This window comes from Bradyrhizobium sp. BRP19 (genome assembly GCF_020194195.1).
In the GTDB taxonomy this organism is placed as follows: Bacteria; Pseudomonadota; Alphaproteobacteria; order Rhizobiales; family Xanthobacteraceae; genus Bradyrhizobium; species Bradyrhizobium yuanmingense.
On the sequence record NZ_JADYVZ010000004.1, the window covers coordinates 510,166 to 522,555 of the forward strand.

General features: G+C 65.9%; 13 protein-coding genes. 6 read left to right on the plus strand and 7 right to left on the minus strand.

Annotated elements, in window-relative coordinates; translation table 11 throughout:
* The first annotated feature begins 91 nt into the window (after positions 1 to 91).
* Positions 92 to 637 carry a sigma-70 family RNA polymerase sigma factor gene (locus I6F36_RS16850; RefSeq protein ID WP_225133443.1) on the plus strand — a complete coding sequence of 182 codons (546 nt, stop codon included), beginning with the start codon at positions 92 to 94 and terminating at the stop codon, positions 635 to 637.
* 2 nt (positions 638 to 639) lie between these two features.
* Positions 640 to 1,278, plus strand: a complete 639-nt coding sequence (locus tag I6F36_RS16855) for an NrsF family protein (protein WP_109144411.1) — start codon at positions 640 to 642, stop codon at positions 1,276 to 1,278.
* Between the two features lie 109 nt (positions 1,279 to 1,387).
* Here I6F36_RS16855 and I6F36_RS16860 read toward each other — a convergent pair whose 3' ends face one another.
* Both I6F36_RS16860 and I6F36_RS16865 read right to left on the minus strand, forming a co-directional pair.
* Positions 1,388 to 2,491: a DUF2336 domain-containing protein gene (locus I6F36_RS16860; RefSeq protein ID WP_225133444.1), complete on the minus strand. Its 1,104-nt coding sequence runs from the start codon at positions 2,489 to 2,491 to the stop codon at positions 1,388 to 1,390.
* A 63-nt stretch (positions 2,492 to 2,554) separates the two neighbouring features.
* On the minus strand, positions 2,555 to 3,712 hold the full coding sequence (locus tag I6F36_RS16865) for a GGDEF domain-containing protein (RefSeq protein ID WP_225171808.1): 1,158 nt from the start codon (positions 3,710 to 3,712) through the stop codon (positions 2,555 to 2,557).
* A 437-nt stretch (positions 3,713 to 4,149) separates the two neighbouring features.
* Between I6F36_RS16865 and I6F36_RS16870 the strand changes: the two genes are divergently transcribed.
* The 4 genes from I6F36_RS16870 to I6F36_RS16885 all read left to right on the plus strand — a co-directional run bounded on the left by I6F36_RS16870 (position 4,150) and on the right by I6F36_RS16885 (position 8,445).
* Positions 4,150 to 4,719 carry a sigma-70 family RNA polymerase sigma factor gene (locus tag I6F36_RS16870; RefSeq protein ID WP_036006024.1) on the plus strand — a complete coding sequence of 190 codons (570 nt, stop codon included), beginning with the start codon at positions 4,150 to 4,152 and terminating at the stop codon, positions 4,717 to 4,719.
* Entirely contained in the window at positions 4,716 to 5,411 is a 696-nt protein-coding gene (locus tag I6F36_RS16875) for a hypothetical protein (RefSeq protein WP_036006022.1), read from the plus strand. The genes I6F36_RS16870 and I6F36_RS16875 overlap by 4 nt, the downstream gene beginning before the upstream one ends.
* Before the next feature lie 16 nt (positions 5,412 to 5,427).
* Entirely contained in the window at positions 5,428 to 7,137 is a 1,710-nt protein-coding gene (locus tag I6F36_RS16880; protein WP_225171809.1) for a S8 family serine peptidase, read from the plus strand.
* 546 nt (positions 7,138 to 7,683) lie between these two features.
* The gene (locus I6F36_RS16885; RefSeq protein ID WP_050995884.1) at positions 7,684 to 8,445 is read left to right on the plus strand and encodes a TIGR03809 family protein; all 762 of its coding nucleotides are present in this window, start codon (positions 7,684 to 7,686) and stop codon (positions 8,443 to 8,445) included.
* Here the strand turns inward: I6F36_RS16885 and I6F36_RS16890 are convergent.
* The 5 genes from I6F36_RS16890 to I6F36_RS16910 form a co-directional block, all read right to left on the minus strand.
* Positions 8,442 to 9,812, minus strand: a complete 1,371-nt coding sequence (locus I6F36_RS16890; RefSeq protein WP_225171810.1) for a TIGR03808 family TAT-translocated repetitive protein — start codon at positions 9,810 to 9,812, stop codon at positions 8,442 to 8,444. The two genes, I6F36_RS16885 and I6F36_RS16890, sit on opposite strands and share 4 nt — an antisense overlap.
* Before the next feature lie 208 nt (positions 9,813 to 10,020).
* Positions 10,021 to 10,668 (minus strand): pyroglutamyl-peptidase I, encoded by a 648-nt coding sequence (locus I6F36_RS16895; RefSeq protein ID WP_225171811.1) that lies wholly within the window; start codon positions 10,666 to 10,668, stop codon positions 10,021 to 10,023.
* Complete coding sequence (gene meaB, locus I6F36_RS16900) at positions 10,665 to 11,651, minus strand: methylmalonyl Co-A mutase-associated GTPase MeaB (RefSeq protein ID WP_156446883.1); 987 nt, start codon at positions 11,649 to 11,651, stop codon at positions 10,665 to 10,667. Before meaB ends, I6F36_RS16895 begins: the two co-directional genes overlap by 4 nt.
* Positions 11,652 to 11,678: 27 nt before the next feature.
* Complete coding sequence (locus tag I6F36_RS16905) at positions 11,679 to 12,020, minus strand: DUF86 domain-containing protein (protein ID WP_225171812.1); 342 nt, start codon at positions 12,018 to 12,020, stop codon at positions 11,679 to 11,681.
* Positions 12,021 to 12,335 carry a nucleotidyltransferase family protein gene (locus I6F36_RS16910; RefSeq protein WP_036006010.1) on the minus strand — a complete coding sequence of 105 codons (315 nt, stop codon included), beginning with the start codon at positions 12,333 to 12,335 and terminating at the stop codon, positions 12,021 to 12,023.
* Between the last annotated feature and the right edge of the window lie 55 nt (positions 12,336 to 12,390).

Genomic DNA, 12,390 nt, shown 5'->3' on the forward strand with positions numbered 1-12,390 from the left:
GCGGCCCGGATCTTGATCACGAATTCGTGATATGTTTGGCGCCCGCGTAACAAATTGAAAGAGCGGCCGAATTGCATGGTGAGGGGCGCGCGTGCGCGGACGTGAGGACGAGTGGACCGGCCTGATGCGGTCGGCCCTGGCTGGCGATGATGCGGCGTATCATCGTCTGTTGAAGGCAGTCGCGCCGGTGCTGCGGGCCGCCGCGAGGCGTGGCTTGGCGCGGGCGGGTCAGCCGCCCGACCAGGCCGAGGATATCGTGCAGGAGATTCTGTTGGCGGTACATCTGAAGCGGCATACCTGGGACAGCGAAGCCCCCTTCGCGCCCTGGCTGTTTGCGATCGGCCGCAACAAGCTGATCGATGCGCTCCGGCGGCGCGGCAGGCGCGTGTTCGTCAACATCGACGATTTCGCCGAGACGCTGCCGGGCGAGGCGCCGCAGGACACCGCTTCGGCCGGCGAGGTCGCCGCCCAGCTCGGAACCCTGCCGCAGCGTCAGCGCGACGTGCTGCAATCGATCGCGGTCGAGGCCGCCTCGATCAAGGATACGGCGGCAAGGTTGTCGATGAGCGAGGGTGCGGTCCGGGTCGCGCTGCATCGCGGACTTGCGGCGCTGACCGCCAAATTGCGGGACCATTGATCATGGACACCGATCAACTCATTCGCTCGCTCGCCGCCGACAATCCGCATCGCGCGCCCCGCGTCGGCGCCGTGCTGAGCATGGCGCTGCTGGTGGCTGCGCCGCTGTCGATCCTGATCTTTGTGACGTTCTTCGGCGTGCGCGCCGACGTCATGAGCGCCATGCGCAACCCGTTCTTCGACATGAAGTTCGCGGTGACGTTGTCGCTCGCGATCCCCGCCATCATCGTCAGCCTTCATTTGTCGCGTCCCGAAGCCCTGCTGCGCGGCTGGGGCTGGCTGCTGCTGCTTCCCGTCGGGCTGCTCGCCGTGGCGATTGGCAGCGAGGCGATGATGGCGCCGGCGATGCCGATGACGATGCGCCTGGTGGGTAAGAACTCCAGGGTCTGCATGGTCGCGATCCCCGCAATGGCGCTGCCGCTGCTTGCGGGGGCGCTGTTCGGCCTGCGCCACGGCGCGCCGTCTCGTCCCGCGCTCGCCGGAGCGCTCGCAGGGCTGGTGTCGGCGGGACTTGCGGCGACCCTCTATGCCTCGCACTGCACCGACGATTCCCCGCTGTTCGTCGCGACCTGGTACACGCTCGCGACCGCGCTGGTGACGGCGATCGGCGCGGCGGTGGGATCGAGGGTGTTGCGGTATTAAAGCATGATCCGGAAAAGTGCGAAGCGGTTTTCCGGAAAGATCATGCGCAACCAACAACCTAAAGCGCGATGACGATTCAAAATTTCATCGCGCTTTAGCGCGCACGGCTTCATGCCGCCGGCGTCGCGTGCAACTGCATGCGGTGGAAGCGCAGCACCTGTTGCGCGGTCGATGAGCGCAGCGCCTCATAGGTGTCGCGCAGCTTCAGCATGTCGGTCTGCGACCCGCCGGAGAGCTTCTCGCGCAAGGCGATGATGGCGCGCACGCTCGACCATTGCATGCCCGCGGCCTTGGCGAGGATCATCACGCCTTCGGTGCGGCTCTCGATCATCATGGTCTCCGCCGTCTCGACCGCGATCCCCGCGAGCGCGGCCAGCGCCGCGTTCGTCTCGTCGAACTTGCCCTGCTCGGCGAAGGTGGCGACCTGGAGCTCGTTGAGGCGGCCGTCCTCGTGCAGCGACTTCACCAGCGCGCGAGCCATCTCCGTCTGTTTCGTCCTGGCGACGGCGCGAACCCGTTGGGCCGCTTCCTCGACGGCCCTCGACACCTCGTCCGCGAGCTCGGGATGCGCAGTCGCGAGCTTCCTGCGCACGCTCGAGGATGCCTTGGCGACCAGCCTCAGATAGTGATGGCGCGGCAGGTCGGGCCGCAGGCCGATGCAGCCGGCGAGGTCGTCGTCGCGCTCGGCGCGGATGACGAGGTCGGCGAGACTCTCCTCCGAGAACCGCGCGCCCGGATTGCCGGCCGTCGACTGCACCACGTCCTCATTGCCCCGCGCCACCAGCACGTCGGTCAGCGCTTCCGACAGCGTCCGCCGCAGCGAGATCGCCTTGAGATGCGCCTGGTCCCTGGTGCGCGCAATCTCGACCAATGTTGCCTCATCCAGCCGCTCCGACTTCGACAGCACGGGGCCGGAGACTTCGATCACCTCGTCGAGCGCGAGCGTGCGGATGATCTGCGGCGGCGCAGCCGCGATCGGCGCGAGCCGCTCGGCGAGCAGCGCCTTGGCCGACGTCTCGATCTGCTCGATCAGGCACTGGAACACGTCGTCGAACACGCGGATATGGTCGTCGGAATAGTCGACCGCGTTGCCCACGAAGAGATCGGTGACGCGGCGGAGCGTCTCCACCCGGCGCGCGACGGTGCCGTGCGAGAGGGCAGCCTGCAACTCCTCGAGCAGGCTTTCGGATGGTCTTGCGGAATTGGATCTCATTGCTCTGTCCTGGAGCGGTCGGTCCGGCAGCGGCTTCTGTCGCGCCGGAGCAAAAAGGATCGGTCAGCTCGCTGCAATGCAGTTGCGCCCTTGCGCCTTGGCGGAATAGAGCGCGCTGTCGGCGCGCGCGAGAAACGTGTCGGCAGTATCGACGTCGCGCAGCGTCACGACGCCCGCGGAAATGGTCACCCGCATGCTGGGGGAGAACGCGCCCCAGTCGAGATCGGCGACGATGCCGCGCAAGCGCTCGAGCGTGCGGAGCGCGACGTCACCCGACGTATCCGGCAGCAGCAGCAGAAACTCCTCGCCGCCGTAGCGGCCGAAACTGTCGGCCGGGCGGATGTTGGCGAAAATGGTGATCGCGAAGGTGCGCAGCACCTCATCGCCAATGGGATGGCCGTAAGCGTCGTTGATGCGCTTGAACCAGTCGAGATCGATCAGCGCGATCGCGAAGGGCGTGGATCCCCGCCGCGACTTTTCGATCTCGGTGTCGAGAAGCCGCATGATGCAGCGGCGGTTGTAGGAGCCGGTGAGCTCGTCGAGCTCGGCCAGTTCCTCGATGCGTCGATAGGCGGCCTTCAATTCGATGCTGCGCTTGTACAGGATCTTGCGTAACGTGGCGCCGAACAGGCCGAGGAAGGCGCACTGCCCGATCACCAGCACGAAGCAGAGCATCGAGGCGGTCCGCTGCAGCCGGGTCGCGACCGGCAGTCCGATCGGCAGGTCCGACCCCAGGAACACCACGGTGAGCCCGCAGGTGGCGAGGCCCCAGGTGAGCATGGCCTGGCTCGACGTCATCCGCAGCGTGCCGAACGCGAAGATCAGAAACAATACGGCAAGGAACGCGACCCCGATGGTGGGCACCGCGAGCAGGAACACCAGTTGCAGCGCCATATGCGCCGAGATCTGATAGACGGTGAGGTAATGATCGTCGAAACGGTCGCCGAAACCGGCCTCCGACAGCACCGTGAAAGTCCCGATGATCAGAAGGCCGCCGAGCCAGAACAGCGTCGGAACGGCCATGGAGACCGCGCCGTCAAAGGCGTAGAGCAGCAGGACCGCGCCGCCCAGCGAGTAGCTCGCGACCTGGCCGATATACATCTGGCGGCGCTGCCAGACGCGGCGCGCCCTGACCTCGGGAGCCGTCGTCTCGGGCGCGAAGACGAGATCCGCGACCTCTGCGGCATTCCTCTCCGGAAAGGACGTCGCGGCCGTACCCATGGTCCCGCCAATGGTGGATGTCAGCGTAAAAACCTACGTGGCAAGCCTTTAGGTTTGGTATCCTTTGAAATCGAATCCGAACCGTGCAGCAGGGAACAAGGCGATCATCTAGCGTGAGAATTTTACCGATGATCACGCATCGTGTGCGCTGCGGTCGAGCCGAAGCAAGGCTTGGCGCGACAAAGGTGGTGCGGGGCTGCTATGGAACCGGATGAGGCCGGGCTGCCTATGTTCGGGCAGGCATTCCGCAGGGAATATCGCAGTATTATGGTACCGATTCGGATGAGCGACGCTGACCACCACGGGTGGGACGAGAAAAATGCCCGTATGTGGGGTAGCTCACACAAGCCCCCGTATGACTGCGGTAGGTTCAACAATTTTGCCCCCCACATCGAACCGTCCACCGCATCGACCCGACCAACCTTGCGAGACGGCCATTGAGCGCGACACAGGCGGCTTCAGACGAGATCCTGATCGCCAGGATCGCTCAAGGTGACCGGCTCGCCATGCAGGTGCTGTACGGGCGGCACCATGTCAGGGTTTACCGGTTCGGGCTGAGGCTCGTGCGGGACGAGCAGGCGGCGGAAGACCTCATCAGCGAGGTGTTTCTCGACGTCTGGCGTCAAGCGGGCAAATTCGAGGGCCGATCTGCCGTTTCCACCTGGCTGCTGGCAATCACCCGATTCAAGGCCCTGTCTGCGCTCCGGCGCAGGAAGGATTTCGAGCTGGACGAAGACGCCGCCAACGCGATCGAGGATACGTCCGACGATCCGGAAACGGTGGTGCAGAAGAAGGATACCAGTGAGGCGTTGCGGGAGTGTCTGACGGGCCTCTCGCCGGATCATCGGGAAATCGTCGATCTCGTCTACTACCACGAGAAGTCCGTGGAAGAGGTGGCCGAAATCGTCGGGATACCAGAGAACACTGTGAAGACGCGCTTGTTCTATGCGCGCAAGAAACTGGCCGAACTGCTGAAGGCAGCCGGCGTCGAGCGAGGCTGGCCATGATGGCTTTGAGCAAGAAGATGCTGGAGCAAGAGCCCAGTGAAATTGAACTGCTGCTGCCCTGGCACGCTGCCGGCACGCTGAACGCGCGCGATGCGCGCCGTGTCGAGGAAGCGCTGGCGCGCGATCCGGACCTGGCGAAGCAATATGCGGCGATCCGCGGCGAGTACGAAGAGACCATTCATCTGAACGAGAGCCTGGGCGCTCCGTCGGCGCGCGCGATGCAGAAGCTGTTCGCCGCGATCGATGCCGAGCCGGCGAGGGCGAGCGGCTCGCTGCCGCTGTCGGCGCGTATCTCGACCTTCTTCGCGAGCTTGTCGCCGCGCACGCTGGCGTGGTCGGCGAGCCTCGGTGCCGTCGCGCTCGTGCTGCAGGCCGGCATCATCGGAGCCGTGCTGATGAAGAACCAGCCGGCGACCTTCCAGACCGCTTCGCTCTCGACCAGCGCACCGATCACGCGCGAGCTTGGTAGCGCCGCCGCGCCGGCGCGCGCGCTGGTGCGCTTCACCCCCGAGGCGCGCGTCGCCGACATCACCGCGCTGCTCGACAGCTACCAGGCTTCGATCATCGGCGATGCCAAGGGCGGCATGTTCCGCCTCCAGTTCGACAAGGCGATGAGCCAGGACGAGCTCGCTTCGCTGCTCGGCAGGATGCAGCGCGAGAAGTTCGTCAACCTCGCCGTCGCGGCGCCCTAGGCGCGCCGCCGAGCCGATGACGGGCAAATCCGAGAGCAGGGTGCGCACTGGGGCCCGCGCTTCATCCGTCGGCGTTGCGCTTCTGGTCGCCTTCTGTTTCGGCGTGGAGCTTGCGCAGGCGCAGGCGATCATGCGCACGCCGACGATCAGCGTTCCCTCGCGCACGCCGACCGTCTCTCCAAACATCACCCCGCGGGTCAGCCCGAACATCGCTGCGCGCGCGGTGAGCGTTGGCCGCGGCCCGGGGACGATGGCGAGCATTCCCACGACGTCGCGCATCCGGCCGACGACGCCGGTGCTGCCCCATGCGCGTTACTCGCCGAATCTCTATCCGGCCTGCACCGCAGCCTATCGCAGTGCCGACGGCGAATGTCTGGCGCAGCCGAACGCGGGCGGCGAGGGCACCGGAAAATCCGGCAAGAAGAGCGCCGGCAAAGGGGGTGGGAACAACACGCCGGTGGTGCTGACCTCGCGCAGCTTCGCAGGCGAATTCGTCGCCGAGATCGACGGCGCGCTGTCGACGGCCGAGGCCGACGAGCTGGCGCGTCGCCACGGCCTGACCCGCCTCGCTTCCGAGAATTTCCCGCTGATCGGAGCCACGTTCGGTCTGTTCCGCATAACCGACGGCCGGCCCTATGAGACCGTGCGGCGCGAATTCGCGGCCGACGGCAGCGTGCGCTCGCTGCAGCCGAACTTCCGCTACGTGCTCCAGGACCAGAAATCGTCGGCCGCCACCGAGGGCGATCCTGCGCAATACGCGCTGGCAAAGCTGCGCCTGCCGCAGGCGCATACGTTGGCGCACGGGGCCAACGTCACGATCGCCGTAATCGATTCCGGCATCGACGCCCGGCATCCCGAGCTCGCCAATTCCGTCGCCGACAATTTCGACGCGCTCGGCAGTGCCGAAGGGCCGCACGTCCATGGCACCGGCATCGCCGGGGCGATCGCGGCCCATGCCCGTCTGATGGGCAGCGCCCCCGAGGCCCGCATCATCGCCATCCGAGCCTTCGGCGGTGCCAATGGCGGTGCGGAGAGCTCGTCCTATATCATCCTGCGTTCCCTGAATTACGCCGCCGAGCACGGCGCGCAGATCATCAACATGAGCTTTGCCGGTCCGAAGGACGCGGTGATCGAGCGCGCGATCGCGGCGACGGCCGCGCGTGGTCTCATTCTGATCGCGGCCGCCGGCAATGCCGGGGCGAAATCGCCGCCGCTCTATCCGGCGGCCAACCCCAACGTGATTGCGGTCAGCGCGACGGATCGGCAGGACAGGCTGTTCTCCGCCTCCAACCGCGGCAACTACATCGCCGTCGCGGCCCCCGGCGTCGACATCTTCCTGCCGGCACCCGACGGCAAATACCAGGTGACGTCGGGAACCTCATTCTCGGCCGCCTATGTCTCAGGCGTCGCGGCGCTGCTGCTCGAGCGCAACCACACACTCAAGCCGGAAGCGCTGCGCATGACGCTGGTCAAGACCGCACGCGACCTCGGCTCGCCCGGGCGTGACGACCTCTTCGGTGACGGCCAGGCGGACGCGTTTGCCGCCGTCATGGCTGTTCCTGCCGACAGCGCGACGCCGGTCGCTGCTGCCCCCGGTACAACAAAACGTGAAGATGCTCCGAAGCGTCGCGACGAGCCGGGCATACGCGCGATCGAGCAGCCTTCGTTGTCGAGCGCGGAGGATAAATCCGCGGTTTCTCAGGCAGATAGGCCGGCGGCGCGATAGCGGTCGCGACAAATCTGCGCGACGGGACGGCGTCAAAAAAGCGAACCCCCGGATTGAACGTTCAGCCCGCTGCCCCGACCAACTGATGTGGGAGCGGTCATCCCTCCCCATCAGTCATATCAGGCGCGAGCGCCCATCCACCCCAAGCGCCCATATGGCTCGACCCGTCCGGTTGTCCCCCCGGACGGGTCTCTTCTTTTCAGAGCGTTTTCGAGCGAAGCGGGTGCCGGTTCGCGTGAAGAAAACGCGTCAAGACAAGATTCTGGCGTCCGATTTTTCGAAGCTTCGCATCCGTTCAGCTTGCAGTTGAAGGTCGCCGTGGCCTCGGTCGCCGTCGCGAGCGAGTCCCGCCGCAACTCCGTCATGCTTGTGCGAAGCTTGACTCGAAAACACGGAAAATCACCGCACGACTACGGTGTTTGACGACGAATGCCGCGTCGTTGCTGGACAAGTCAAAACTTTTCCACAAAATATTCATGTCGCGTCTAAATTGATTCGTGTGCGTTGCGTCCCCCGCGTCCGTGTTTTCTCCTGACGGGCTGGTTCATGACACATCGCCAAGAATTTGCTCGCGAAGAGTTCGTTCGCGACGCGGCCGGCAGCCGCCAAATCGCGGCACGCTGGTGCGCTCTCGCCGAGCAGCGCCTGCAACATCTCTCCGAGATGTTTGAGACCGGCCGCTGGCGCCGCTATCATTCCGAGATCGCCTTCCTCGAAAACATCCAGGAAGCCAAGCGCGCCGTCCAGACTTGGCGCGCCCTTGCGACGGGGGCGGACGTCGCCGAGGCGGCTGCGAGCGTGACGCCGGCATTCGGTTGGTCGCCGGCGACGATGCCTCGCATGGCGCCGCGCGAGCAGCAGGCGCAAACGATGCAGCCCAAGGCCGTTCACATCGCTCCCGAGACCGTCATGCCGGTGAGGCTCGATCCGAAGCCCGACGTGCTCGCGGAGATCACCGAAGCCCCGATCGCGCCGCTTGCTATGCCCGTAGCTTGGCCGTCGTTCACCGCGCCTGCCGAGATGCCGCCGCTGAGGGCACCCGCTGCGAAGGCACCGTTCACTGCGCCTGCCGAGAGATCGCCGCTCGCGGAGCCGGCCGCAACACGGCCATTCGCCGCGCCGGAAGTGAGGCCGCCGGTGCCTGCCGCGAAGCCGCCGAAGACCGCGCCTGCAGCAATGGCGGCGCTCCTGCCGCAGTTCGCCCCGCCCGCCGAGGAAATCGTCGCCGCCCCCGAGCGCGTCGTCGAATTCACTTTCAGCCTCGACGGCCTGGAAGCGAAGTACCCGCTGCTGCGGAACGCCTTCTAGCGCCGCACCGCATTGCCGCCGACCACCAGCTGCGCAAAACGTTGTGCGCCGTCGGCGGATAGATCCGACGTCACCGCGCGGGCGTGATCGAGGCCGACCACGGCGCCGCGCGGCGTCTCGGAGATCATGTTGTTGTTGACGAGCGCGGTGCCGGCGCCCGGCAGCACGGAGACGCCGACGCCGGCCAGCGCCTTGCGGATCACGTTGCCCGTGATCGCGACGTCGCGCAGATATCTGCCCCAGCCGGCGACGATGCCGTAGGACGGCGCGTTCTCGATCACGTTGCCGGTCACCGAAGAATCCGCCTCGATGTAGATGCCGACGCCGGCATCATCGTCGGGCGCGGTGCCGATCGGCCGCTTCGGGATCAGGTTGCGGATGATGTTGCCCTGGACCACCGCGATGCGGCCGCCCTCGTTGAAATTGCAGACCGAGACGCCGACGGCCGCGCCGTCCACGATGTTGTTGGCGATCACCGCGGCCTCGAATGCGAACTCGGAATAGAGCGCGACCTCGCGCACGTCGCTGACGCTGTTGCTACTGATGTGGATGTTCGAAGCCGAGTTGCCGCGCACCGCCGAATAGTCGCAATTCCTGATACGGTTGCCGCGCACGATCACGTTGCTGGCGCGAAAGGCGTTGATGGCATTGCCGAACTGGCCCGAGCCGCCGGGGCCGGCCTTGATGTTCTCGATGCGGTTGTCGGCGACCAGCGTGCCGTCATCGCCGATCGCGGTGCGCAGGATCTCGATCCCGTTGTCGTTGGTGCCGAGAATCGTGTTGCGGCAGACGCTGAGGCCCCTGGCGTCGAACGACACGACCGCTGTCACCGCGATGTCGATGAAGATATTGCCGGAGATGTCGCCCGCGACCTGCTCGAGCCAGATGCCGCTGCCGCCCGAGCTCGTGATAGCGCATTCGCTGATGCGCACGTCGCGCCCGCCGAGGACGTGGATCAGGCCGCGCCGTGTCGGCAGCGGGATGCCGCCGCCGTCGAAGGTGATGCCGGTGAGGCCGATCGCATCGGAGCCGTCGCTCTGGATCGCCGAGGCGCCGCCGGTGAAGACGAGCTTGGTCGCGCCGCGCACGCCGATCAGCTGCGCGCCGTTCGGCAGCCGCAACAGACCGGTCCGGTACACGCCGGGTGGCAAGGCGAGCGGCAGTTGCGCCCGAGCGGCCTCGTCGATGGCACGCTGCAGCGTGCGGGTCTGGTCCTCGCTGCTGCCGGGCCGCACACCATATTGCGTGACATCGCGGCCGAGCAGCGACGTCAGCGGCGCGGCGCGAGCGGCATCGGCCGGCATGGCCAGCGCACCGGCAATGCCCGCGGTCGAAGCCCCGATGAGATGACGGCGATTGAGGTTCATGACGCGTCCTCCGGCGGACGCGGGAGGTGTCCGCAGCGGTTTCGTAGCGCAGCAGGGCGAGGACCGTGAGGATTGTTCGCGGTAGGGTTAAATGTTTACGCAAGAGACGGTGCCGTAGGGTGGGTTAGCCGTAGGCGTAACCCACCATGTCACCGCGAGTACGGAACCGTTGATGGAGATGAGGTGGATTACGCTTTGCTAATCCACCCTACGAAGCGCGCGCCTTGCGTGCCAACTGCACCATCTCCATCAGCATCGCTTCCCCCGCATCCACCAGTTCCTCCAGCGTGATGCGGGCTGCGCCCTTGCGGCGCACGCCGCCGCTGCGCGCGAGCAGCGGAATGTGGATGAACGCCGCAAGCCTGGGTCCGCCCGCCTTCACGCGCTCGATCGCGCGCCAGCTTAAGTAGTTGCAGAGATAGGCGCCGGCGTCGCGCGAGGGACGCGCGTCGATGCCGGTGAGTCGCGCGGCACGCAGCAGCCTTGCGGTGTGCGGGCCGAACATCATCGCGTCGGCATGGCCGGCGATGCCGCGCTTGGCCGAGCGGGTGTTGGCCGCATCGGGCCAGAGCATGGTGACGGCGTTGCGCGCCCGCGTCTCGATGCGCAGGTAAGGCGTGCGGGCGGCGAGGCCGAACATCAGCAGCGCGTCGGGCTTTTGCGCAGCGAGCACGTCGGGCAATTGCCGGTCGACCGCGGCATAGGTGACCGGGAAGATGTGGCTCGAGAGCACGACATCGTCGAGCGCGGGCCGGCGCAATTGCGCCAGCCGCGCCACCAGCGGCTGGGTCGGATTATGGGGCGCACCGGGAAACGGGCCGAAGCCGGTGAGAAGAATGCAGAGCTTGTCGCTCATTGCAGCAACTCCAGAATCTGATCAGCGGCGAGCGCCGGCGTGAGATGGCCATCGGCGACCTCGGCCTCGATCTTGCGAACCTTGGTCCGCACCGAGGCCTCGCTGCGCAGCCGTGCCAGCATGCGCTGCTCCAGCATCGACCACATCCACTTCACCTGCTGCTCGCGCCGCCGCGCGGCGAAATCGCCGGAGGCGTTCATCGCCTTGCGGTGATCCAGAACCTTCTGCCAGATCTTTGCGATGCCGTCGCCGGTCAGCGCCGAATAGGTCTCGACCGGCGGATGCCAATGCTCGGACCGCGGCGCCAAGATATGCAGCGCGCCGCGATAATCGGCCGCGGTGATCTTGGCGCGCTTCAAATTGTCGCCGTCGGCCTTGTTGATCGCGATCATGTCGGCGAGCTCGACCAGGCCCTTTTTGATGCCCTGCAGCTCGTCGCCGCCGCCCGGCAGCATCAGGGCAAGGAAGAAGTCGGTCATGTCGCAGACGGCGGTCTCGGACTGACCGATGCCGACCGTTTCCACCAGCACGACGCCGAAGCCGGCGGCCTCGCACAGCAGCATCGCCTCGCGCGTCTTCGCCGCGACACCGCCGAGCGTGCCCGAGGACGGCGAGGGACGGATGAAGGCTGCATCGGAAGCTGACAGCCGCGCCATCCGCGTTTTGTCACCGAGAATCGAGCCGCCGCTGCGCGCCGAGGACGGATCGACCGCGAGCACCGCGACCTTGTGGCCCTGCTCGATGAGATACGTACCCAACGCATCGATCGTGGTGGATTTGCCGACGCCGGGCGAGCCGGTGATGCCGACGCGATATGCCTTGCCGGTGTCCGGCAGCAGCATCTGCACCAGCTCCCGGGCCAGTGCCTGATGGTCGCCGCGCCGGCTCTCCACCAGCGTGATGGCCCGCGCCAGCGCCGCACGGCTGCCGGAGCGAAGGTCACGGGCGAGGGATCTGATGTCGGTGGATTTGGGAACAGTCATCATTGCTTATGGGCGCGCGAGTCCACGTCAACTCGACGGTCGCACGCGCCCTTCGACGAAAGATTTCAATGGAGAGAGATGATCTTGAACGATCGCCCATACAATCCCAACATCCGTTGCATGATAGGCGTGACGCAAACGATTGCCGAAATTCACCATTGCTTGCCAATCTATGCTCGACGCATCTTTCTTCATCTCGTCGGGCAACCGCCGTGCGGCCTCGCAAATGACTTCCAAATAGCGTTCAGTGGCCATACGGCTGGTCTTGTCGGCGGTGAATCGCGCGAAGTCATAGCCCGCAAGCAACGCCTCGATCTCGATAATGGCCTCGAGAATGTCTCGCAACCGGTCCTCGACGGTGGGCGGCATTCAGAACACCTCGACCAAATCGTCGGCGATGCGTTCTGCCATGCGGGGCTTCAGTAAGTTTCGCATCGATATTTGAGTTTCGAGGCCGATGTGATCCTCGATCAGTTTTACAGCCTTGAAGTAATCGAAACGTGGCTCTTGCCCATGCGGGGTCGTCTCGACCAGAACATCGAGGTCGCTGTCGGGGCGCGCGTCGCCGCGCGCTCGGGACCCAAACAGGAACAGGCGATTGATGCCCGCAGCCCTCAAGGCGGGAGCAAGCTCTCGGAGCTTCCCGACAATCGTCTGGAGTGGAATGTCTGCGACCTCGGTCATGGCCGGACATTAGCACAGGGCGAGGGCCCGGCCCAGCGATAGCGGGCCTGCTCGG